The organism is Gorillibacterium timonense (genome assembly GCF_001457415.1).
In the GTDB taxonomy this organism is placed as follows: Bacteria; Bacillota; Bacilli; order Paenibacillales; family NBRC-103111; genus Gorillibacterium; species Gorillibacterium timonense.
Map to the genome: position 1 here is coordinate 768,301 of NZ_LN881723.1, position 23,694 is coordinate 791,994.

Consider the following 23,694-nt stretch of genomic DNA (forward strand, 5'->3'; position numbering starts at 1 on the left):
CGTTCCCTGCCATCATGGGTCCTCCTCGAATCCGGATACTTCCTTCTGATAATCGGCAAGTATCCGGTCTCCTCCTCTGATGAGCAGCGTCTCGGCTACCTCGCGGCCCAGCCGCTCCGGATCGGTGCCGCTTGCGGTTTCGGTGAAGAGCTCGCTGCCGTCGGGTCGTCCGATCACGCCAGTGAGGCGGATGAGCGGAGCGGTATCGACCGACAAAGGTGGTAATCCGTTCGGAGCTTGGTCCGACATATCGCCGCCGGTTGTTGAACCTTCACCTTCATCAGCGAGAACCGCATAAGCTCCGATAGGAACCTGGCAGCCGCCGTTCAGCCGTCCGAGGAAGGATCGCTCGGCACGGACCGCGAGCGCGGTCGGCTCGTGCTGAAGCAGCGCCAGCAGCTCCCGCATGAAGCCGTCGTCTACGCGGCATTCGATGCCGAGCGCACCTTGGCCGACGGCCGGAATGCTCACGTCCGGCGGCAAATAGCCGCTGATCCGATCCGTCCAGCCCATGCGGATGAGTCCTGCCGCTGCGAGCAGGATCGCATCGAAGCCTTCCGACTCCAACTTGCGCAGCCGGGAATCGATGTTGCCGCGGACGGGCTCCACGCGAAGATCGGGCCGATGCGCGAGCAGCTGCGCCTGTCGGCGAAGACTGCTGGTTCCGACGCGCGCTCCTTGGGGCAGCTCTTCCAGGCTGCTCGCTTTCCTTGCTATCAGACAATCGCGTGCATCAGCGCGCTTCGGAACGGCGCCAAGCACAAGCCCGTTCTGACGCACCGACGGTACATCCTTCATGCTGTGCACCGCCATATCGATTTCTCCGGAGAGCAGCGCCTGCTCGATCTCTTTCACGAACAAGCCTTTGCCGCCAACCTTCGATAAGGTGACATCCAGGATGCGGTCGCCTTTTGTTACGATTTTCACGATTTCGAAGCGGCATTCGATTCCGGAAGCCTCCGCAAGCTGTTTCAGCCTGTCAACGACTTGCCCGGTTTGGGTGAGCGCGAGCGCACTCTGCCGCGTCCCCACCTTGATGGTCCGCATGGTCGACTTCCTTTCTCGTACTGGTAGAGCGTGTCTTCAAACCCGTTCTCGAGCCAATTTAGTCAAACTGGGGCTAAGACGCGCTTTCGTACGCTTTCCACTCAACAACATGGTTTATGTACCTGTTCCCATCCCCATTAAGCTGTTCGTGATCACACGATTAGGGTTGAAAGCATACCTGGTCACAGGTTCCGTTCAGAACACCTTGCCTTCTTAAGAATAATTCCATTATAAACGATTCCGCCTGGAAAACCGAATGACTCGCACCCCAAGCTCCAGAAAAGTGGTATCCTGCTCCGGCTCCTCCACCTGGCTTATAGGCACAAATCGCCACAGAAGACCCTTTTTTATGGCACAACCAGCAAGACCCATTTTAATGGCACAACCAGCATCAAGAAGCTCCTTCTAAATCTCCAGCCTCTCTTTGAGCCGGGCAAACGCTTCTTCCCGGTACTTTTCGAATGCCCCGGAACGAATCGCAGCCAGCGCTGCTTCATCGGAAGCCTCCTTCAACAGCTGGCTTCGCAGCGCAGGGTCGCTCGTCCCCGCCAGCACCCGCTCGCGTACCTCGCGGAGAAATTTCATATATTCGGCATATTCATCGCCGTATCGTTCCGCAATTTCGGCTGCGAGGCTTCGGGCGGCCGTTGGACTCGCCCCCGACGTGGATACGGCGATCAAGAGCTCGCCGCGCCGAACAGAGGCCGGGACGGTAAAACTGCCCGCCTGCGGATCATCCGCGCTATTGCACAGTTGCCCGGCTTCTTCCGCTTCCGCGCATACCCGGCGGTTGACCTCCCGGTCCCCAGTTGCGGCGAATACAAGCAGCGCTCCGCTCTCCGCAGCATCTCCCGGCCGGTATTCCCTCTGCACGAGAGTAATGACGCCTTCCTCGGCCCAAAATGCAAATGCTGGACGAACCTCCGGTGAAATCACCTTCACCGACGCTCCTGATGCGAGCAGAGAAGCGGTTTTTCGCTCCGCAACCGACCCGCCTCCGACCACCAGGCAGCGCTTGCCGTCCAGCTTCAGGATCAGGGGATAGGCTGAACTCTCCGTCATCTCGAAACCTCCCATTCTTTGGGATAACGATACCACAAACGATTCTCCCGTTGCACGTCCTCCCCCCATCCGATTTCATCGGAGCCAACAGTCCTGCCGACAAAGCTGCCCATACGAACAGCCTCCCTCTCCTGTGCAGCCCTCTAGTAAGCCTCGCAGCCGGAACAAGACAAGCTTTTGCTTTCAGGCGAGATCGTGTACCCTGTAGGTTGAGTATTACTCGATTTATGTACTGCCTAGAGCGTGTTCGCAAACCCGGTCTTCGGCCCCAAGAGAACTCAAGAACTCATCGGGTTGAACCACCTCGCTCTTTAGCTCGTCCTTATGATAAGAAAACTCGCCTAAGGAGAGGACTCCATGTTTACCCTGCTCATCGTCGAAGACGATAAAAAGCTCGCAGCGATGCTGCAGAAGCATCTGGAAAAATACCGGTATCAGGTCGAACAGGTCGAAGACTTCGGCAAGGTGATGGAGACGTTCCGCGCGGTGTCTCCCCACCTCGTGCTGCTCGATGTCAATCTGCCCCGCTTCGACGGCTTCTACTGGTGCCGCCAAATCAGGGCCGAATCGACCTGTCCGATCCTGTTCATCTCCGCCCGGGATGGCCATCTCGATCAGGTGATGGCGCTGGAGAACGGGGCTGACGATTATTTGATCAAGCCTTTTCATTACGAACTTGTGACCGCCAAGGTCGGAAGCCATCTCCGCCGCGCTTACGGCTCCCTCTCCGCTCGACAGGAAGAGCGTTCGGTGCAAGCCGCAGGTCTGGAGCTATATCCCGAGCGGCTTCTCGTTAAGGGAGCGGAGGGAGAAATCGAGCTCGGCCAGAAGGAAACCCTTCTCCTGCTCGCCCTCATGGAGCGGGCCGGGCGCGTAGTCAGCCGAGAGAAGCTGCTGGATCTCCTCTGGGAGGATCAGCATTTTGTCGACGATAACACGCTTAACGTCTATGTAACTCGCATCCGCAAGAAGCTGAAGGAGCTCGGACGGGAGCATTCCGTTGAAACGGTGCGGGGAGCCGGGTATCTTTTTCAGGCGGAGCTGCCGGGTAAGGAGGAGTAACATGAAACTGTTTTGGAAGGAGCAAACCCCTCTTCTCGCTTTCTATGCGCTGCAAGCGCTCCTGATCCCGCTGCTCTACTCGCTGCTTGACGTTCGCTTTAATGAGACGCTCGTCCTCTATGGGTTCCTGCTCAGTCTAGCAGTGCTTGTCGTCTATCTCGTCTTCCGTTATCTCACTCATCGGAGCTTCTACCGCCAGCTTGCCTCTGAAACACTTCCGGAGGACTGGAACAGCGCCCTTTTCCGGGAGGAAGAGGCCGCTCCTTTGTCCGAAGCGTTGAACCGACTCCTCCTCCTTCAAGAAAAGCATTACCGGGACGAGCTGACTCGCGAGAAAAATCGCATGGACATGCACTTGACCTTTGTTAATCGATGGGTCCACCAGATGAAAACTCCCGTCTCCGTGCTCCAATTGACCGCCCGCGAACTGGACGATGAGGCCGGAGACAGCATTCAAGAGGAGCTGGAGCGAATCAAGAAGGGCCTCGAAATGGTGCTGTATACCGCACGCCTCGAGCGCTTTGAGCAGGACATCGCCATTCGCCCGGTGCCACTTCGTGAAGTGGCTGCCCATGCCGTGAAAGAAAACCGCAGGCTCTTCATCCGCAAAGGAATTCAAGCGGAGCTGCAGATCGACGAAGGAATTCAAGTTTACAGCGACGAGAAATGGCTGCTGTTTGTCCTCGGACAGATCGTCACGAATGCCGTCAATTATTCCGGAGGTCCAGGCAAAACCATTACGATCGGCGCGAAAAGAGCGGCTCATCCTGGCGAAGTCACCGAGTTGACGGTGCAGGATGAAGGGATCGGCATCGTCAAGGAAGATTTGCGTCGAGTCTTTGCCCCCTCTTTCACCGGAGAGCGGGGACGCGAGTATACGGAATCGACCGGAATGGGCCTCTATTTGGTCAAAGAGATCTGCACACGGCTCGGACACGAGGTGTCCATCACTTCACAGCCCGAAGTCGGAACCACGGTAACCCTCTGCTTTCCTCGCCCTCCCGCTCCACCCGGCAAATGAATCCACCATGAATCCAATCCAGGCAAACGGATGTTAACCTTACAAAGCTGTAAGGAAAACGTAAGCTAATTCCATAGCAGGCCGTAGAGCGGTTTTGTACACTGAACAGGACATCAGCCGTCCCGTCATGAACGGCTTGCGAAAGGATGCGTTACCCTATGGAAATCTTGAAAGTAACAGCAGTAGGCAAAGTCTATCCGGGAAAAGTAGCTACCCAGGCGCTAACCGATATTCACATGTCCATCGATCCGGGCGAATTCGTCGGCATCATGGGACCGTCCGGCAGCGGCAAGACGACTCTTCTCAACATGGTCTCCACCATCGACACGCCCAGCGCCGGCGAAATCCTCATCAACGGGCAGAATCCGCACCGTATGAAACGTAAGGAGCTGGCCGTTTTCCGCCGCAAAGAGCTCGGTTTCGTCTTCCAGGACTTTAATTTGCTGGACACCCTCACCGTTGCCGAAAATATCGTCCTGCCTCTCACCCTGGAAGGGAAAAAGCTCGCGGAGATGGACGTGAGGTTGAAGCAAGTGGCCAAGCGGCTCGGAATCGAAGAGATGCTGAATAAGCGCCCCTATGAATTGTCCGGCGGGCAGCGCCAGCGCACCGCTATCGCTCGTGCCATCATCGCCAGACCCTCACTTGTCCTGGCCGATGAGCCGACTGGCTCGCTCGATTCCAATGCTTCCCGAACGGTCATGGAGGTTCTGGAGGACATAAACCGCACCGATGGAACAACCCTCATGCTGGTTACCCATGACCCGCTTGCAGCCAGCTACTGCCACCGCGTCGTCTTCATCAAGGACGGCAAGCTGGCGGGAGAGATTTACCGGGGAGACAGCCGCCAGGCCTTTTTCCAGAACATCATCGACATGCTGTCGTTTTGGGGAGGGAATGCAAATGAACTTTCCTCAATTCGCCTTTAATAACGTCCGACGCAACAGCCGTGCGTATATCGCCTATTTTCTGAGCAGCGCCTTCATGGTCATGATCTTCTTCTCCTACGCCGTGTTTCTGTATCATCCCGACGTAGCGGTCTCCGAGCTGGGGAAGATGTCGCAAACCGGCATTCGGATCGCAGAATACATCATCTTTGTTTTCTCGTTTCTGTTTGTCCTGTATTCGATCAGCGTGTTCCTCAAGGCGCGCAACCGGGAATTCGGACTCCTCACCATTCTAGGCGCTTCATCTAGTCAACTGAATCGATTGATTTTTCTAGAGAATATGATCATCGGCGTCACTTCCATCATCACCGGCATGGCCGCCGGGCTTCTGCTCTCCAAGCTGTTTCTGCTCTTCAGCTCCCGATTCATCGGCTTGAGTGAGATGCCGTTCTATTGGCCGGGACAGGCAATTCTGCTCACCTCGGGAGCTTTTCTCGCGCTCTTCCTGTTCCTGTCCTTGTTTAACCTCATGTTCATTCGTAAAAGCCGGGTATTGGAGCTTTTGACGGGAACGAGCCGACCCAAAAAAGAACCGCGCGCTTCCATTCTTCTTTCCTTGCTCACGGTCCTTTTGCTGGGATCTGCGCTTTTCCTCCTGTACAAGGAAGGATTTGCTCCTGAAGCGGTGTTGGCGGCTGCGTTTCTCGGAATCACCGGTACGTATTTCTTTTACACGCAGCTCTCCGTCCTGGTCTTCCGCTTGCTTCGCAAAAACCGTCGCCTGTTCTGGAAGCGGACGAACCTGCTGTGGATTTCGGAATTTACGTACAAGCTGAAGGACAACGCGCGGATGCTGTTCATGGTAACGGTCGCCATCTCGATCGCCTGCATGAGCATAGGCTTGGTCCTCTCGGCCCGACATGAGAATGAGCAGCTTTACCGAAACACCCCCTTCGCACTCACCTATGCTGAGTATTCGCAGACCAAGAAAACCGCAGCTGAGCTGGAAGAGATCGATGCCTTTTTGGCCAAGGAAAACATCCCTTTTGAAAAAGCAACGGTCAAGTCGTTTACGTATCAAATCCAAGCGACCGATAAATCCCGCTATGTCGATTTCATGTCCCGCAGCGACTTCGAGAAGCTGTACCCCCTCCTTCCGGCGAGCCAGACGGATCCCGCTCCTCCTGAACCTTCCGGAGGCTGGACCACCGAGAAAGGCTTGTCCATCAAAGGAAGCAATAACGGCGAGCTAAACACAAGTCGAGTTGAGCTGAAGGACCTCTCCTTGACCCTGCAGTTAGATGAAGCGTCAATGAAACGACTCGGCGGCTACCTGTCCATGACAAATACGCTCATTGTGGAAGACAGTGTGTTTACGAAGCTCGTCAATCTGCAAAAGAACGGCCGGTTTCAAACCATTCCGGTTACAAAATATCGGGTTCCAGCTTGGGACAACCTCGGCTACCCAGACGGCGATAACCCGGAAGCCGTATTCAGCAAAAAGCTAATGGACCATTGGCAGGAAAAAAAGATGAATCCGGACGGCTACCTGAGCATGCGCGCAGACAAATACCGCTGGGTCAAGGAATCGACGTCGATGATCGGCTTCATCTGTTTCTTCATCTCGGCGATCTTCTCCGTCTCCTCGGCCAGCTTCCTCTACTTCAAGCTGTTTGCGGAGCTGACCCGGGACGGTCAAAATTACCGCTCTCTGTCGCGGATCGGATTGACCGTCCGGGAGATGAAGCGTTCGGTTACGACCCAGATCGCGCTGCTGTTCTTCTTGCCGACCGCCATCTCCACCATTCAAACCTTTGTAGTCCTGAGGCCTATCTTGAAGAGCATCGACATTCCGATCTCTCTACCTCCGGTGTTGACAGCGTCCATCTTTTTCGCGGCTGCACAGTTGCTCTATTTCCTCATCGTCCGCTCCCGTTACGTGCTGCATTTGGAGAGACGAATGGAACGCGTTTAGCGATCGAACACAACGATCACAAAAGGGAACGAATCAAGCTCGGACCATTTGTCCGGCTTGATTCGTTCCCTATCTTTCGTCCTATCTATTAGGAGCGGTACCCAAGCAGGCGATAACCTGCTTGGTACCGCTCCTTTGTCATGTAAGCTACGCTGTCACCATGCGGCTTGCCAGCGGTTCGGGTTCATTCCGGGATACCTCCAGCGCAAGCTCCGGCTCTGGCTGAGTCGCATGCTCCGGTTCAGCAGCTCCCTTCACCCATTCTTCCAAGGCAAACAGCTTGACGAACTGCTCAACCGCTTCGCTGCCATTATCCTCGCCGGCCAACTCCTTAACCCGGATGATCGGATCCCGCAGCATTTGATTCACGATGCTCTTGGTCAAGCGATGAATCACCGTCTTGTCCCGATCGCTCAAATGCGGGAGCTTCTTCATCAGGCTGTCCATCGTATCCTCATGAATACGTGACGATTTCTCCTGCAGGGCATGGATGACCGGACCGACGCCAAGGGTTTTGAGCCAATGGGCAAACAGGCCGTGTTCTTCCTCGATGATCTCTTCAATTCGCGAAGCCGCTTTACGGCGTTCCTCCAGATTGGATTCGACAATCGATTCCAGATCATCGATGTTGGATAGATGCACACCGGGAAGCTCGGCGATCTGCGGGTCCAGGTCGCGCGGAACAGCGATGTCGATCAAGAACAGCGGGCGACCCGCACGTCCCGGCAAAATTGCCTCGACATCCCGCTTAGCAAGCACCGTCTCGGACGAACCGGTCGAGCTGATCACGATATCCGCCGCTGCCAGTTCTTCCGATAACAATGCGAACGGTACGGCTTGTCCGCCGAAGCGCAGCGCAAGCTCCTCAGCCTTCTCATACGTCCGGTTCATGACAACCAGCTCCGCCGCACCTCCGCTATGCAGATGTTTGGCTGTGAGCTCCCCCATTTTTCCGGCGCCGATGATCAGCACGCGCTTGCCGGCGAATGATCCGAAGAATCGGCGGCCGAGCTCTACGGCGGCATAGCTGACCGATACCGGGTTATCCGCGATCGAGGTCTCCGTTCGCGCCCGTTTCGCAAGTGTGACCGCCTGCTTGAACAGCATGTTGAAGAGGGTGCCCGTCGTCTTCTCCGCTTGCGCGCACAAAAAGGCATTGCGGACTTGTCCTAGAATCTGGGTCTCGCCGATCACCATCGAATCGAGTCCGCACGCGACGCGGAAGAGATGCTTCACCGCCTCCTCTTCCTCCAGGAAAAACAGGTGAGGGTTAAACTCTTCCCGGCTCACGCCGAATCGCTGCTCCAGATAGGAGCGTATATAATTGCCGCACATTTTCTTGCGGTCCACTACAAGGAATAATTCTGTCCGATTGCAGGTCGAGACGATGACGCATTCCAGCACGCTGGTCGTCTCTTTCAGTTCCCGCAGCGCCTCGGGCAGATCAGAGGCGGACAGGGCGAACTTCTCCCGCAATTCTACGGGGGCTGTCCGATAATGAAGTCCAACCGCCAAGATATGCAATCCGCTCATCACCTGCTTTCATTGAAGTCTTCTCGATTATATCATAGTCCCAAAAGCAAAGTTTGCTCCAGGAGACAGACTTTTTGAAGAACCTGTGTCCAAAGTCATTGACTATTTTGAATATCTATGAAGCGTCTTTCTCAATCCATTGCTTCTCCTGCAAAAGCTTTACGATATCCGAATCCTGCTTTTTCAGTTTTTCAATTTCCTTCCGATTCCATTCTCTCCCCGTCTCCAAAATCTCGGAATACGTCTGAGCAAACTCCTGAAACCGTTCGGTCGTTTCCTTCAACAGTGCTTTTTCCGAGTTGGATAAAGGCCGGTTGCCGGACAATTGTAGCCCCGTGAGGCTTGATAGCAGTTCTCGATAAGCATCAAGTACAGGAACAACATCGGATTCCGCCGCGTGGAGCAGGTGTTCATGGCTGAACTGAGCGGAATAGGCAGCTCGCACCAGCACATTCAGCTGAGCCGTCTCCGATGCATCTTGGCTGTCAGCAAGAGCGCCGATCAGCATCTTCTGCTGAAAAGTAGCAACCTGCAGCAGATCGACTACCGCCTTCGTCTCGCGGCTCCCCATCCCCGACCATTCATAAATGCGCAGAACCGTCCACACCGCCAGCACCAGAAGCAGCAGCCATGCCAATACCCAGCTCTTCCTTGCCCGTCTTGGATACAATGAAACCCCTCCTGTCCTGCGTTCTCTATCTCCATATGTTGAAGAAGAAAGCGCTAGTACGCTGTCTTTATAAAAGGGGGGCAAGACAAGCAACCAGAAGAGATTCGGGCAAATGGGTCGCTTTACAAAACTAATGGCGTTAGTTATAATAAAACTAATATCATTAGTTTATGAAAAGAGGAGGCTTCCTGATGAGAATTCGGCACAAGCATTCCCTGTATCAACTGACGTTTCTTCCCCGCTTCTTTCCCGTCAATTCCTATTTCGTGGAAGAAGCGGATGGGCTAACGTTGATCGACGCCGCTTTGCCTTACAGCGCCAAGGGCATCCTGAGAGCTGCCGAACACATAGGCAAGCCGATCAGCCGGATCGTTCTGACCCATGCTCACGGCGATCACCTCGGAGCGCTTGACGCCCTTAAGCTCCAGCTTCCCCATGTCCCCGTTTATTTGTCAGCTAGGGACGTGCGGCTGCTGGACGGCGATCTTTCACTTGACGCTGACGAGCCCGGAACCCCCATCCGCGGGGATATCCCGAAGAAGCTGCAGACACGCCCTGATGTTCTGCTGCATGATGGAGACCGGCTCGGATCGCTGCTCACCGTGTCCGCTCCGGGACACACCCCCGGCTCCATGGCGTTTCTGGACACACGGAACCAAACGCTGATTGCCGGGGACGCCTTCCAACTGCGGGGCGGGATCGCGGTCAGCGGGCAATTGCGCATCACGTTCCCTTTTCCCGCCATGGCTACCTGGAATGCGGATCGCGCTCTCGCCACCGCGCGCAAGCTAGCCGATCTACAGCCAACCCTGCTCGCGGTCGGGCATGGCTCGCTGCTTGAACAGCCGACAGCGGCAATGGAGCAAGCCATTCGGACCGCTCAGGCGGCAATAGGAGGGAAAGAACATGTCACCTCGAATCGGTCTTGATCAAAAAGCGGTGCTCTCATCGGCTGCCGAGCTGGCCGACACGCAAGGCTTCGATGCGGTTACTCTCGCTTCTCTCGCGCAGAAGCTGAACATCCGTACGCCTTCGCTATACAACCATGTAGCCGGCCTGCCAGAACTGAAGCGGCTGCTCGCTTTGGACGGCTTGAAGCAGTTGACCGAGCTGCTATCGAGCGCGCTGAACGATGGGACCGACTCGGATGCCGCCACCACCTTTTGCCTGTCCTATGTTCGGTTCGCCAGACAGCATCCCGGTTTGTACGAAGCGGTCCAACGGGCCCCCGAGCCACAGGATGAGCTCTTGGCCGAGGCAGGCGGGCAAGTCGTTCACTTCGCCCTTACCGCTCTCTCCGGCTACGGGCTTACGGAAGAAGAAGCCATTCACGCCGTACGCGGTCTGCGCAGCCTGCTGCACGGTTTTGTGTACCTGGAGAGCATAGGCGGATTCGGGTTGCCCTATGAAACCGATCGTACCCTCCATTTTATCGTGGAGACCTATTTGAGCGGCCTGCGAAAGCAATCGTAATTGAACTCTCTACAGCAATTTATACTCTTGTACAGAGAGAGCAAAAAAACGAACCCTCGCTGGGTTCGTTTTTTTGCTCTCTTTTCATTTTCAAAGGATGGACATACAAGATAACTGACCTGCCGCTATCCGTCCAGTACACTCAAACGGATCGATAAACTGCGCAGCTCGCTATCGATCGATGCTACCCGATCCGCTTCCTCCGATGTATTGCGCTCATCGAGCAAGCGGTCGATCTCCGCCTTCAAACCGGAAATTTCCTGCTCGACGGAATCTTTTTGGAAAAGCTCCTCCAGTTCTCGCAGGATCGCATGATACTGATAGAGAACAGTGGTTTCCCCGTCCTTGATCTCCGTGATCTTCACAACGGTCCCTTTGCGGTATTCGTACGCCATGATGAAACCGTCTCCATACCGGTGAAAGATCGCGTTTCCCTTGTACCTCGCCACTGCCAGCCGCAGCGCTCCGGCAAGCCGCGAGTTTACGATCCGGCACGAGGCCTGGCACACATACCGATTATCCTGCTTGGTAAATTCGAGGACAGGCGCTTCATTCGATTCGTGCGGAAAGGCGATCTCCTGGCTGCCGTTCTCCAGCACCCGAACTTCCGGGAAGGTTCTCCGTTCCCGAAAAAGCTTGATCAAACCCGATAATTCCGCCTCTGTCACTTCAAGTCGGGTGCGAACGTATACCGCGGTGATTCCTTCCGCCATACCGATCCCTCTCTCGTGAGTCATTGGCTTTATTATACCGCACACCGACAGCGGTTGCAGGACCGTGAGGAGCGGGAACCAGCCGTTTTCATGACGGAATGGCTTATTCCTGCGGAATCTCTGGCTTTTCTTCCCCTATCCATTCTACGGTTTCATCCAGCAGCTGCCATAACTCGTCCAACCCCTGGCCCGTCTCCGCAGAGAAGAGGATGACTGGGTCACCTTTGGGCATTCCCAAGGTTTCGCGGACGATCTTGATGTTCTTCTGCCACTGGCTGCGCGGGATCTTGTCCGCTTTGGTGGCGATGACCGCAATGGGGAGGCCGTTGTGACGAAGCCAATCGTACATCGCTTGATCGTCCTTGGACGGGGGATGCCGAACGTCGATGATGAGCATCACCTTGCGAAGCGGCTCCCGGTCTGTGAGATACCGTTCGATGAAGCGCCCCCAAGCCGCTCTCTCCGTGCGCGATACTTTGGCATATCCGTATCCAGGTACATCGACAAAATAAAAGAAATCATTAATCCGGTAATAATTGAGCGTCTGCGTCTTTCCGGGCTGAGAGCTCGTCCTCGCCAGATTCTTCCGGCTGATGAGCCGGTTGATCAGCGAAGACTTGCCTACGTTCGAACGCCCCGCCAGGGCGATCTCCGGCAGGGCATCCTCAGGATATTGGCCCGGTCCAACGGCGCTGATGATGAATTCCGCCTGTTTGACCTTCATGCAAGTCCCTCTTTCACAACTTCGGTTTGTTTTTCACTTCTTTGAGCGCATACTCCATGCCCTAATGGACGCGAACCTTATGAACAAGGGCATGCTCCAGCACTTGACTCAATTGGCTGACCGGAATGAAGGTGATCTCTTCCCTTACGCTCTCCGGAATTTCCTCCAGATCCTTCTCGTTGTCTTTCGGAAACAGGATCGTTTTGATTCCAGCCCGGTGGGCGGCAAGCGATTTTTCCTTCAAGCCTCCGATCGGGAGCACCCGGCCGCGCAAGGTAATCTCTCCGGTCATGGCGACCTCCCTCGATACGGGAACCTGCGTCAAGGCCGAGATAAGCGCCGTCGCCATCGTAATCCCGGCGGAAGGTCCATCCTTCGGAATCGCTCCCTCTGGAACGTGAATGTGCACATCGTTCTTCTCATGGAAGTCAGCAGACAAATGCAGATCCGCCGCATGGGAGCGCGTATAGGTGAAAGCCGCCTGCGCCGACTCCTTCATGACATCGCCGAGCTGTCCCGTCAGCGTCAGTTTCCCGGCACCTGGCATGACACTGACTTCAATCACCATCGTATCGCCGCCCACTTCCGTCCAAGCGAGGCCGGTGACGGCTCCCACCTGATCCTCGGCTTCCGCCATGCCGTAGCGGAATTTGGACGCTCCGAGATACTTCTTGAGATCCGCAGGCTTGATCGCGATAGACACGCCGCCGTTTGATACAATTTCTTTGGCCGTCTTGCGGCAAAGGCTTGCGAGCTGCTGCTCCAGGTTGCGCACGCCCGCTTCCCGCGTGTAGCTGCGAATGACAGTAAGCAGCGTATCCTCGCCGATATCGAGCTGCTCTGGCTCGAGACCGTGAGCCTTCTTCTGTTTCGGCAACAGGTAACGGCTCGCGATGTGCAGCTTCTCCACCTCGGTGTAACCGGGGATGTATAACATCTCCATCCGGTCGAGCAGAGGGCGCGGAATGTTATGCACCGCATTCGCCGTCGTCACGAACATGACATTCGACAGGTCGAACGGCAGCTCGATGTAGTGGTCGCTGAACGTATTGTTCTGCTCCGGATCGAGCACCTCCAGGAGAGCGGCCGCGGGATCACCGCGGAAATCCATCGCCATCTTGTCGATCTCATCGAGCAAGAAAACCGGATTGGATGCGCCAGCATTCTTCATCCCTTGGAGGATGCGCCCTGGCATCGCCCCGACATAGGTGCGCCGGTGTCCACGAATTTCGGCTTCATCCCGGACACCGCCGAGCGATACGCGGATGAAAGGCCGCCCGAGCGACCGGGCGATGGAACGGGCGATCGACGTCTTGCCGACGCCAGGTGGTCCGACGAGGCACAGAATCGGGCCCTTCAGCTTCTTGACCAGCTTCTGCACGGCGAGATATTCCAGCACGCGCTCCTTCGGCTTCTCAAGTCCGTAGTGATCCTCGTTCAGGATCTCTTCCGCTCTCGCAAGATCGAGATCATCCTCGGTCGCCTTCGACCAGGGTAAAGCCAGCAGCCAGTCGATATAGCTGCGGATCACCCCGCCTTCAGCAGATGCGGCGGGCATTTTCTCCAGGCGGTCGATTTCCTTCTCGATCTTCTCGCGGACCTTATCCGGAAGATCAGCGCTCTCCAATTGGCTGCGCAGCTCTTCCACCTCGCCCGCGCGGCCTTCCTTTTCGCCCAATTCCTTCTGAATGGCCTTCATCTGCTCGCGCAGGTAATATTCCTTCTGGGTCTTCTCCATCTGCTTCTTGACGCGTTGGCCGATCTTGCGTTCCAGCTCCAGAACCTCGCGCTCGTTGCCGAGTATATCGAGTAGCTTGCCGAGGCGCTCTTTGGCGTCCACGGTTTCGAGGATTTCCTGCTTGTCTTTAATCTTCAAAGACAGATGGCTGGTGATAACATCCGCTAGCCGCCCTGGCTCATCGATGTCGGACACAGCTGCCAGCGTCTCGGGGGTAACCTTTTTGGACAAATTGATATAGTGCTCAAACTGAGTAAGAACGGTCCGCATGAGAGCGTCAATCTCGGAATCGACCGTCGTCTCCTCCGGCAGCTCCTTCAGCAGAACCTCATAATAGTCCTCGTTGTCCAGATATTCCAGCACTTCCGCGCGGACAAGCCCCTCGACCAGCACGCGGATCGTGCCGTTCGGCAGCTTGAGCATCTGGCGCACCTTCGAAACGGTCCCGATGCGGTAAATATCCTCCTGGGTAGGATCCTCGATGTTGATCTCCGACTGGGAGGACAAGAGGATCAGGCTCTCTTCCACCATCGCCTGTTCCAGCGCCTTCACCGACTTTTCCCGCCCGACGTCCAAATGCAGGACCATGCTCGGGTATACCAAGAGCCCCCGCAAAGGCAGCAAAGGCATTCGTTTCTCTTTCGACTTGTTCTGCCCCATGCTACACCTCCAGTGGTCTAAGGCGTGTCATTCCATTAAATGATCAGTCCCATCCACCGAACATCTCGCGTATCGGTAGATCAGAGAGGACCAGATTCGGCGCTCCACCCCACTGCTTAAGTCTGCTCGAGTGGGCTGAGAGACGCGCATGGCCTCAATGTAGGATTATTTTATCAGATGTCCCGGTAAAACACCAATTCACACCTGTCCGGAATACTTGCAACGCCGCGCGGCGTGACCGAAGGAAAAGCCAGGTGAAAGGTACACTCTTCGGTTCTTGTTCCTGTTCCTGTTCCCGTTCCTGTCCGTTCCGTGCTCCGCCTTGAACAGTTTGAGATGAATCTCCTTCACCCGGACGGGCTGTCGATCCCACGGCTGCGGCCGTTCAAGCGTTCCACCTGCAGGAAGGGCAAAGCTGCCGGAACGACTTGCTCTGGAAACAGGGAGTACCCGGCTGTCTTTTCCGTATGAACGGTGAGCCCAAGCGCGTACTCCAATACCTCCTGGATGGAGTCGACCGCGATCACGCGCACGCCTTCCAGTCCGCTGAACAGCTCCTGCCAATTCTCCTTCGGGATGATCACCTTGTCAGCCCCCGCCTGAAAGGCCGCTTCAACCTTGGGCACAACGCCCCCAATCGGCTTCACCTTGCCGTGAATGCTCATCTCCCCGGTCATCGCCAGGCGATTGTCGACCGGAATGTCCAGCATCGCAGAGACGATCGCCGTCGCCATCGAGATACCGGCGGACGGTCCGTCAATCGGCGTTCCGCCCGGGAAATTGATATGCAGGTCGTAATCCTGCGGCCGGAATTCCAGGCTGCGCAGAACGGTCAGCACGTTATCCACCGATCCGCGGGCCATGCTCTTGCGCCGCAAGGTACGGGAACCGCCGCCCAACTCTTCTTCATCGACCACGCCGGTCACGTTCCAGGTTCCCGTGCCGGAAGCGGATGCCTTCACCGCCGTGACCTCGATCTCAAGCAATGTACCGAGGTTAGGCCCGTAGACAGCCAAGCCGTTCACGAATCCCACCCGGGGAGAACCGGGAACCTTCCGCTCGGGCCGGGGCGGAATCTGGCAGCTATTCACGACCCATTCGACATCAGCTGATGTGATCTCGGTGCGCTTGTCGGTGAGAGCGAGCCCGGCGGACAATTGAATCACATTGACCGCTTCCCGCCCGTTCGTAGCATAACGCTTCACCACTTCGACCGCATCCGGCCGGTCGGGAAAGCCGATCTTGCGGATGGCATTTTCGGCGATTACCCCAATTTCATCCGGCAGGAGCGGACGGAAGAAGATCTCCATGCACCGCGAGCGGATCGCCGGAGGAATATCCTGTGGAGTCCGGGTGGTGGCACCAACGAGCCGAAAATCAGCTGGAAGTCCATTTTGAAAGATATCATGGATATGCCCTGGAATATTCGGGTCCTCCGAATTGTAATAGGCGCTCTCGAGGAAGACCTTGCGGTCTTCCAGCACCTTGAGCAGTTTATTCATCTGCACGGGATGCAGTTCGCCGATTTCGTCGATAAACAGAATTCCGCCATGTGCCTTGGAGACGGCTCCCGGCTTCGGCTGCGGAATTCCCGCCACGCCCATCGCTCCCGCCCCTTGGTAGATCGGATCATGAACGGAGCCGATCAACGGATCGGCAATCCCGCGCTCGTCGAAGCGTGCTACCGTTGCGTCCGTTTCGATGAACTTGGCATCTTGGCGGAAGGGAGAAAAAGCATTTTTCTTCGCTTCCTCCAGGATGACCCGCGCTGCAGCCGTCTTGCCGACGCCGGGAGGGCCATAGATGAGCACATGCTGAGGATTCGGTCCGCATAATGCCGCTTTTAACGCGCGCAATCCTTCTTTTTGCCCGATGATTTCATCCAGAGAGCTTGGCCGCGTCTTCTCCGAGAGCGGTTTGGAGAGCGAGATCGACCTCAGCTTACGCAGCTTCTCCAGCTCCTTCTTGGACTCTCGGTCCACTGCCGTTCGGTTCGACTGCTGACCCCGCAGCAAATTCCAGAAATACAAGCCGATAACAACGGCAAAAAACACCTGAATAATCATAAGCGCCACACTGAGTCCCATCGAGCTTCCTCCTTCGATTGCCTGTTCCCTGCCTGTACACGTCAGGGCTTATAGGGCTAGTATTTCCCGGTACTTTCCCGGATAACCCTCAAATGGAGAGAACCGGAGTAACCCATGCAGAATCGGACAAACTAAGAATCCCCGACCAGCCGACCGAGGGGGTTGGCCGTTCTTGATTCCAGTAAGGAGGAACCCATATGCTCTTTAGGTCTGTGCTCTGTTCATTCGTACTTGCATTTGCCTCGTTATTCGCGGGTAACGCCACACATGCTCTCCTATCCCCTACCCAGACGGAGACTCTTCCTTCAACAGGAGATCCGCATCTGCCTTCCGCGGATGTGCTTCTCGATGCGGGCCACGGGGGAATCGACGGCGGGACGTTTGAGGGGGATATTCTGGAGAAGGACATCAATCTGAAGGTAGCTCTCCTGCTCCGCAAGGAATTGATCGCTCGGAAAGTCGACTGCGTTCTGAATCGCAGCGGAGACTATGCGCTAAGTGAAGAAAACCGTTGGCAGGGAGCCCGTTCCCGCCATCTACGCGACTTGGGTCAGCGATATGGCTTAACGACGGTTTTGGAGCCATCTGCCGTTGTGAGCCTCCACGTGAATTGGACGCGGAACCCGAAGCGCCTCGGTCCCATCGTCCTCTACCAGCCGAACAATCCGAAGAGTCACCTGCTAGCCCGCGTTCTGCAAGACGCTCTAAACCGCAATGCGGGGACTAGCAATACCCCCTTCCCCGGAAAAACGTATTATTTGCTCAGGCGAATCGATGCGCCAACCGTCATCGTGGAAATGGGCTTCCTTTCAAATGCTTCGGATCGCCGCAAGCTGACCGATCCCGCCGAACAAAAAAAAATCGCAGAAGCGTTAGCTTCCGCGATAGCCGACTATTTGATGCTTGAGCGCTGTTTGCCCGATTCCATGCCTAAGGAGTCGCCGGCGCCCTCTCCTTAAAAGATCACAAAGAACGCTCTCGGGTTCTGTGATTAATTACGATTGAGCAGATGCGGCGGCTTCTTTGCCGTGCCGCCTGCCGGAGATTTCTCCGGTCTCTTCGTATTCCTTCACGATCTTGTCAATCTCGCGTTTGAGCTCCGTTACCAGCTCCGCTTCCGGAACCTTGCGAATCATTTCACCATATCGGAACAGCATGCCTTCTCCACGCGCTCCGGCGATGCCGATATCCGCTTCGCGGGCTTCTCCCGGACCATTGACCGCGCAGCCAAGCACCGACACCTTGATCGGCACCCGGATGTTGGCGAGGTACGCCTCCACCTCGTTAGCAATGGCGAACAGGTCGATATCGAGCCTCCCGCAGGTTGGGCAGGAGATGAGCGTTGGCGCGTCGGAGACGAGGCCGAACACCTTCAGCAGCTCTCTCGCAACCTTGACCTCTTCTACCGGATCGGCACTTAATGAGACGCGAACTGTCGAACCGATTCCAAGCGAGAGCAGAGCGCCAAGACCGGCAGAGCTCTTGATGGTTCCCGAGAAGAGCGTTCCCGACTCTGTAATGCCGAGGTGAAGCGGATAACGAAAGGCAGACGCCGCTTTGGTGTAGGCTTCGATGGCCATCGGAACGTCGGAGGCTTTAAGAGAGACGATGATATCGTGAAAATCCAGCTCCTCCAAAATCCCGATGTGAAACAAAGCGCTTTCGACCATGGCATCCGCCGTGGGATACCCATACTTGTCCAGGAGATGCTTCTCCAAGGAACCGGCATTGACTCCGATCCGGATCGGAATCCCGCGTTCCTTGCACGCTTTCACCACCGCCTCGACCTTTTCCCGCTTGCCAATATTCCCCGGATTGATCCTCACCTTGTCGATTCCGTTCTCAATGGCTTTCAGGGCCAGCCGATAATCAAAATGGATATCCGAAACGAGCGGAATGTGGATCCGCTTCTTGATCTCCTTGATCGCTTCCGCCGCTTCTTCGTTGTTCACGGTCACGCGAACCAGCTGGCAGCCCGCTTCTTCCAGCCGAAGAATCTCGGCGACCGTCGCTTCGACATCCGCCGTCTTGGTTGTGCACATGCTTTGAATCACAACTTGGTCGCTGCCGCCGATCGTGAGTCCTCCGACCTTGACAGGCAACGTATCCTTGCGATGAAACATGGGTCCATCTCCCCTTATGCCAAACATCCTCCGCTCCGGAGGCCCGTGTGAAGGGTCTGAACCGAAACGGAGGGTGCGAATGGCTTGTTATGGTGAGGAAAGCGCCGTTACGCGCTCTCTTCCTTTTTCTTCGTATCCTTGGTGGTGATGAGCGGAGAAACCTTCTCCTGCACCGTTTCTTTCGTCACGACGCATTTGGAGACGTCGGTGCGGGACGGCACATCGAACATCACGTCGAGCATGATGCTCTCGATGATGGCACGAAGACCGCGAGCGCCGGTGTTCCGCTTGATCGCTTCCTTGGCAATGCAGTCGAGCGCTTCCGCCGTGAACTCCAGGCTCACGTTATCCATCTCCAGCAGCTTTTGATACTGCTTCACGAGCGCGTTCTTCGGCTCGGTCAGGATGCGAACAAGCGCCGTTTCATCGAGCGGCTCCAGGGTGGAGATGACCGGAATCCGTCCGACGAATTCGGGAATCAGCCCGAATTTGAGCAAGTCCTCCGGAAGAACCATCGAGAGGTATTCCCCCGGCTTTAGATCGGCTTTGTGACCGTCCGTGCCGAAGCCGATTACCTTCTTGCCAATCCGGCGCTTGATGATCGATTCGAGTCCGTCAAATGCACCGCCGACGATGAACAGAATATTCGTCGTGTCGATCTGAATGAACTCCTGATGCGGATGCTTCCGTCCGCCTTGCGGGGGAACCGAAGCGACCGTACCTTCCAGAATCTTCAGCAAAGCCTGCTGCACGCCTTCGCCGGAAACATCGCGCGTAATCGACGGGTTCTCCGACTTGCGGGCAACCTTATCGATTTCGTCGATGTAGATGATGCCGCGTTCGGCCTTCTCTACATCGTAATCGGCGGCTTGAATCAGCTTGAGCAGAATGTTCTCAACATCCTCCCCGACATAGCCAGCTTCCGTAAGGGAAGTGGCGTCAGCAATCGCGAAGGGAACGTTGAGGATCTTTGCAAGCGTCTGGGCAAGGAGCGTCTTTCCGCTGCCCGTAGGGCCTAGCAGAAGAATATTGCTCTTCGCAAGCTCCACTTCATCCTTGTTGCCCTGAGTATTGATGCGCTTGTAGTGATTGTATACAGCAACGGACAGGGACTTCTTGGCGGTATCCTGCCCGATTACATACTGATCGAGTATGTTTCGGATATCCTTCGGTTTCGGAACATCCTTCAAATCGAGCTCTTCGTCGTGACCAAGCTCTTCCTCTACGATTTCGGTGCAGAGCTCAATGCACTCGTCGCAGATGTAGACGCCAGGTCCTGCTACCAGCTTGCGCACTTGATCTTGGGACTTGCCGCAGAACGAGCACTTCAGCTGGCCTTTCTCTTCGTTAAACTTAAACATTGGATCACCCCTTGTTAAACTGACTCTGTTCGGGTGATGACCTCATCGATCAACCCGTAAGCCTTGGCATCCTCAGCAGACATGAAGTTGTCGCGATCGGTATCCCGATCAATCTTCTCATAGGGCTGACCCGTATGTGTGACATAGATCTGGTTGAGCTTCTGTTTCGTCTTGATGATCCAGTCCGCGTGAATCTTGATATCGGTTGCCTGGCCGCGCACGCCGCCGAGAGGCTGGTGAATCATCACTTCGCTGTTCGGGAGTGCATAGCGCTTGCCTTTCGCACCGGCCGTGAGGAGCAGAGACGCCATACTGGCGGCCATTCCCACACAAATCGTCGATACGTCCGGCTTAATAAATTGCATGGTGTCATAAATCCCCATGCCGGCCGTTACCGAGCCGCCCGGGGAATTAATGTACAGGCTGATATCCTTCTCGGGATCGGAGGCTTGCAAGAACAGCAGCTGCGCGATGACCAAATTGGCGACATTGTCGTCAATGGCGTCCCCGATAAAGATAATCCGGTCTTTCAAGAGACGTGAATAAATGTCGTAGGACCGCTCGCCGCGGGCCTCTTGTTCCACAACCATAGGAATCAGACTCATATCCGACAGCAACCCCTTCATACCAGGATAACGTCATTCGGCATCTTGCTTCGCCGAGCGAATGCCCACGGAATATCGAGGTGACAGGAGATCTCTCTCCCTCTCTGATATTCCGAATTTTGGCGACTTCACACCTTCATCTTACCATGTTTAGATGCCTCTGTCATTCTTACCCGATGTCCCTCCAAATAAACAAAGGACCGGGTGAAAACCTCTCTCTTTGAAAGAAAGGCGCCGATTAGCGACGCCTTTCCCGTAAGGGCCTCAACCGAAACCCCGAAAGTGATTCAATTGAGTAAGGATTCCTCCTTAGGCTACAACCGACTTGCTGTTTTCCACCAGGAAGTCAACCGTCTTGCGGATCGCCAAATCCGTCTTGATGCTGTCCAGCATTCCGTTTGCCGTGAAGATCGAACGAATTTCTTCGATGCTGCGTTGGTACATGTCCGCCATGCGGCTCAGTTCCGCTTCCAGATCTTCGTCGCTCGCTTCGATCGCTTCGACTTTTGCTACGGCTTCCAGAACCAGGTTGCTGCGGACGCGACGCTCAGCCTCTTCACGCATTTGGCCCTTCAGGACTTCTTCCGTTTGACCGGTGAATTGGGTGTACAGCTCCATGTTCATGCCTTGGCTTTGCAGGCGGTTGGCAAATTCCTTGAACATGTTATCCACTTCGTTCTCCACCATGATCTCCGGAATTTCCACTTGGGCGTTCTCGGCTACCTTGGCGACAACGGCGTTTTCTTTGTCACTCTTATTGTTTTGTTCCTTCTGTTCCTTCAGGTTCTTCTCGATGTCGGCTTTGTACTCGTCAAGCGTATCGAACTCGCTGACGTCCTTGGCGAACTCGTCGTCAAGCTCCGGCAGGTTCTTGCGCTTGAGGTCATGAAGCAGAACCTTGAAGATGGCTGCTTTGCCTTTGAGGTCTTCGGAGTGGTATTCTTCCGGGAACGTTACGTTGACGTCCTTCTCTTCGTTCTTCTTCATGCCGACGACTTGTTCTTCGAAGCCCGGGATGAAGCTTCCGGATCCAAGCTCCAGGGAATGCTTTTCGGCTTTGCCGCCTTCGAAAGCGACTCCGTCGACAAACCCTTCGAAATCGAGGATGGCGATATCGCCATTCTTCGCTTCTTCGCCTTCTTCTGCAACGACCAGCTCAGCATGGCGTTCTTGCAGGCGCTTCAGTTCGGCTTCGACTTCTTCTGCCGTTACGTCCGCAGCCCTTTCTTCCACTTCGATGCCTTTGTACTCGCCGAGTTCAACTTCCGGCTTCACCGTAACTTTGGCGGTGAACTTAAGGGCTTGTCCCTTCGCCATCTCTTGAACGTCGATCTCCGGACGGTCGACCGGGTCGATCTTCGTTTCTTCAATCGCTTCCACGTATACTTCCGGAAGCAGAATGTCGAGAGCGTCTTGGTACAGGCTTTCTACTCCGTAGCGAGATTCGAACATCGCCCGCGGAACCTTGCCTTTGCGGAAGCCTGGAATGGATACTTTCGGAGCAACTTTCTTAAATGCTTTGTCTAAAGCTACGGCAACGCGATCCGCTTCGACTTCAACGGTCAGTACGCCTTGATTCTTCTCTATTTTTTCCCAGCTTGCTTTCATTTTATGCTTTCCCCTCCAAAAAATGTACCTGCGTTCGGTATTCACTTTGGTCTTTAACCATTCCATTATAAACATATCCCTCTGCCATTTCAAGACAGGAGAAATTCAAAAAGCGGGAGAACCCGCATTTTTTTGCCAACCGCTAGGCCAAAGGCCGACTTTGCAGCCGCATAAACGCATCCAGCGCCTGTCCGGCCTGCTTGTATTCCATGTTCTGTGCTTCCGTCACGGCGTAGAGGACTAGCATGTCCCGATCCTCCGCTCCGTTCTCCATGGCTTTCCGAAGCGACCCGTGAAGCGCGGCTGACCACGCGTCTCTGCTTCGCTCCTCCAGCTCGGCCAAGCGGTTGAAGAGCGGCGATGCATAGACAAATGCGAGAAACTCCGCCCAAGTCTCCTCTGCAAAAAAGCCGAGCGCCGGCTCGCTGATCTCGCACTGCTCTTGCACCCGTCGAAGAATCATGGTGATCGCCTCCGGGAAATCCCAGATCCCAAGCGGCGTGTCCTCAATCTCCAATTGGCGCGTCTCCCCTTGATAAGGGATGGAAACGGGGCCGGACGCTCCGCGCCTTTTCAGGGTCTGCAAAGCCTTAAACAGCAGATAAGGGTGGAGCCGTGTGCTCTCCAGCCACCGAACCATCGCGGGTTCGATATCCGGATGCTGTACATAGGTAAGCTGTCCGAGTGAGAGCAGAATTTGATCGGGAGAGCTCGCAGAGGTCAGCGCTTCAAGAAGGCGCGATACATAGCCTTCATCCGCTGCCTTTTTGCGTTCGGTCTCCTTGCGCAGCAACTCTTCCTCCGTGACGTCCCCCTCGTCTTCTTGGCTGATGACTCCGGCTCCGTCGTCCGCTTCGTTCATAATGGTGGTAATCCAGTCAAGCAAGGTTTCCCATTCCTCATGATTGCGGGGATCGCCGCTGTCGACCTTTAGAAGAAATCGAAGAAGCTCGGCAGCCTCCTGGTAGCGTTCCGTCTCCAAGAGCTTCGTCAGCTCGATTTGATAATAATCCACGGTCCGAGGAAACAGGATGACATTATCCAGCTTGCCTTGGGACGGGGCCGTATCCCCGCCTTCTTTCCTTCCGTCTGCGATAGTCCTCACCTCATTTCTTGCCGGAAGCCTAATGCCAGCAAGCATATCCTAGAAAGATGGTAGCGGTTTGTGCGGCAAAATGCAAAGATTCCTAAAGATCTATACACCGTAAAAATTTCTGGTTGATTATGTGCAGGGGATTGTGCTATGATATTCCTGTTTCGCTTAGAAATTCGCGGGTGTAGTTCAATGGTAGAACGCCAGCTTCCCAAGCTTGAGGCGTGGGTTCGATTCCCATCACCCGCTCCA

20 protein-coding genes and 1 tRNA gene are annotated in these 23,694 nt (G+C 55.4%); 8 read left to right on the forward strand and 13 right to left on the reverse strand.

All coding sequences use genetic code 11. The features are described 5' to 3' along the window. Positions 1-12: 12 nt before the first annotated feature. Together hemC and BN2684_RS11185 are read right to left on the reverse strand one after the other, a co-directional pair. Positions 13-1,047: a hydroxymethylbilane synthase gene (gene hemC / locus BN2684_RS11180; protein WP_058302230.1), complete on the reverse strand. Its 1,035-nt coding sequence runs from the start codon at positions 1,045-1,047 to the stop codon at positions 13-15. 405 nt (positions 1,048-1,452) lie between these two features. Next, positions 1,453-2,109, reverse strand: coding sequence for a precorrin-2 dehydrogenase/sirohydrochlorin ferrochelatase family protein (locus BN2684_RS11185; protein ID WP_058302231.1), 657 nt, complete (start codon positions 2,107-2,109; stop codon positions 1,453-1,455). 357 nt (positions 2,110-2,466) lie between these two features. Here BN2684_RS11185 and BN2684_RS11190 point away from each other — a divergent pair, with 357 nt between their 5' ends. The 4 genes from BN2684_RS11190 (at position 2,467) to BN2684_RS11205 (ending at position 7,054) form a co-directional block, all read left to right on the forward strand. Further along, complete coding sequence (locus BN2684_RS11190; RefSeq protein WP_058302232.1) at positions 2,467-3,171, forward strand: response regulator transcription factor; 705 nt, start codon at positions 2,467-2,469, stop codon at positions 3,169-3,171. 1 nt (position 3,172) lies between these two features. Continuing rightward, a complete protein-coding gene (locus BN2684_RS11195; protein ID WP_058302233.1) occupies positions 3,173-4,192 on the forward strand; it encodes a sensor histidine kinase in 1,020 nt (339 codons plus the stop codon). 158 nt (positions 4,193-4,350) lie between these two features. Then, positions 4,351-5,121, forward strand: coding sequence for an ABC transporter ATP-binding protein (locus tag BN2684_RS11200; protein WP_058302234.1), 771 nt, complete (start codon positions 4,351-4,353; stop codon positions 5,119-5,121). Continuing rightward, complete coding sequence (locus tag BN2684_RS11205; protein ID WP_058302235.1) at positions 5,096-7,054, forward strand: FtsX-like permease family protein; 1,959 nt, start codon at positions 5,096-5,098, stop codon at positions 7,052-7,054. Before BN2684_RS11200 ends, BN2684_RS11205 begins: the two co-directional genes overlap by 26 nt. A gap of 147 nt (positions 7,055-7,201) precedes the next feature. Here BN2684_RS11205 and hemA read toward each other — a convergent pair whose 3' ends face one another. Both hemA and BN2684_RS11215 read right to left on the reverse strand, forming a co-directional pair. Next, the gene (gene hemA / locus BN2684_RS11210) at positions 7,202-8,578 is read right to left on the reverse strand and encodes a glutamyl-tRNA reductase (RefSeq protein ID WP_058302551.1); all 1,377 of its coding nucleotides are present in this window, start codon (positions 8,576-8,578) and stop codon (positions 7,202-7,204) included. A 124-nt stretch (positions 8,579-8,702) separates the two neighbouring features. After that, positions 8,703-9,257: a hypothetical protein gene (locus BN2684_RS11215; RefSeq protein ID WP_148449947.1), complete on the reverse strand. Its 555-nt coding sequence runs from the start codon at positions 9,255-9,257 to the stop codon at positions 8,703-8,705. A 191-nt stretch (positions 9,258-9,448) separates the two neighbouring features. On the opposite strand from BN2684_RS11215, the gene BN2684_RS11220 reads away from it, so the two are divergent. Further along, complete coding sequence (locus BN2684_RS11220; RefSeq protein ID WP_058302237.1) at positions 9,449-10,186, forward strand: MBL fold metallo-hydrolase; 738 nt, start codon at positions 9,449-9,451, stop codon at positions 10,184-10,186. Further along, positions 10,164-10,730 (forward strand): TetR/AcrR family transcriptional regulator, encoded by a 567-nt coding sequence (locus BN2684_RS11225; protein WP_058302238.1) that lies wholly within the window; start codon positions 10,164-10,166, stop codon positions 10,728-10,730. The genes BN2684_RS11220 and BN2684_RS11225 overlap by 23 nt, the downstream gene beginning before the upstream one ends. 125 nt (positions 10,731-10,855) lie before the next feature. On the opposite strand, the gene BN2684_RS11230 is transcribed toward BN2684_RS11225, so the two are convergent. The 4 genes from BN2684_RS11230 to lonB all read right to left on the reverse strand — a co-directional run bounded on the left by BN2684_RS11230 (position 10,856) and on the right by lonB (position 16,652). Then, the gene (locus tag BN2684_RS11230) at positions 10,856-11,443 is read right to left on the reverse strand and encodes a hypothetical protein (RefSeq protein ID WP_058302239.1); all 588 of its coding nucleotides are present in this window, start codon (positions 11,441-11,443) and stop codon (positions 10,856-10,858) included. A 103-nt stretch (positions 11,444-11,546) separates the two neighbouring features. After that, on the reverse strand, positions 11,547-12,167 hold the full coding sequence (gene yihA, locus BN2684_RS11235) for a ribosome biogenesis GTP-binding protein YihA/YsxC (RefSeq protein ID WP_058302240.1): 621 nt from the start codon (positions 12,165-12,167) through the stop codon (positions 11,547-11,549). A gap of 61 nt (positions 12,168-12,228) precedes the next feature. Beyond that, complete coding sequence (gene lon, locus BN2684_RS11240) at positions 12,229-14,565, reverse strand: endopeptidase La (protein WP_058302241.1); 2,337 nt, start codon at positions 14,563-14,565, stop codon at positions 12,229-12,231. 347 nt (positions 14,566-14,912) lie between these two features. Further along, entirely contained in the window at positions 14,913-16,652 is a 1,740-nt protein-coding gene (gene lonB / locus BN2684_RS11245; RefSeq protein ID WP_058302242.1) for an ATP-dependent protease LonB, read from the reverse strand. A 197-nt stretch (positions 16,653-16,849) separates the two neighbouring features. On the opposite strand from lonB, the gene BN2684_RS11250 reads away from it, so the two are divergent. After that, complete coding sequence (locus tag BN2684_RS11250; protein WP_058302243.1) at positions 16,850-17,611, forward strand: N-acetylmuramoyl-L-alanine amidase family protein; 762 nt, start codon at positions 16,850-16,852, stop codon at positions 17,609-17,611. 36 nt (positions 17,612-17,647) lie between these two features. Here BN2684_RS11250 and ispG read toward each other — a convergent pair whose 3' ends face one another. From ispG to BN2684_RS11275, 5 genes are all read right to left on the reverse strand, one after another. Continuing rightward, positions 17,648-18,775: a flavodoxin-dependent (E)-4-hydroxy-3-methylbut-2-enyl-diphosphate synthase gene (ispG, locus tag BN2684_RS11255; protein ID WP_058302244.1), complete on the reverse strand. Its 1,128-nt coding sequence runs from the start codon at positions 18,773-18,775 to the stop codon at positions 17,648-17,650. Between the two features lie 107 nt (positions 18,776-18,882). Further along, positions 18,883-20,136, reverse strand: a complete 1,254-nt coding sequence (clpX, locus tag BN2684_RS11260; protein WP_058302245.1) for an ATP-dependent protease ATP-binding subunit ClpX — start codon at positions 20,134-20,136, stop codon at positions 18,883-18,885. A 14-nt stretch (positions 20,137-20,150) separates the two neighbouring features. After that, a complete protein-coding gene (gene clpP, locus BN2684_RS11265) occupies positions 20,151-20,741 on the reverse strand; it encodes an ATP-dependent Clp endopeptidase proteolytic subunit ClpP (protein WP_058302246.1) in 591 nt (196 codons plus the stop codon). Positions 20,742-21,050: 309 nt separating this feature from the next. Further along, positions 21,051-22,349 carry a trigger factor gene (tig, locus tag BN2684_RS11270; RefSeq protein ID WP_058302247.1) on the reverse strand — a complete coding sequence of 433 codons (1,299 nt, stop codon included), beginning with the start codon at positions 22,347-22,349 and terminating at the stop codon, positions 21,051-21,053. Between the two features lie 142 nt (positions 22,350-22,491). Further along, on the reverse strand, positions 22,492-23,454 hold the full coding sequence (locus BN2684_RS11275) for a hypothetical protein (RefSeq protein WP_058302248.1): 963 nt from the start codon (positions 23,452-23,454) through the stop codon (positions 22,492-22,494). A gap of 166 nt (positions 23,455-23,620) precedes the next feature. Between BN2684_RS11275 and BN2684_RS11280 the strand changes: the two genes are divergently transcribed. Continuing rightward, a tRNA-Gly gene (locus tag BN2684_RS11280) sits at positions 23,621-23,694 on the forward strand.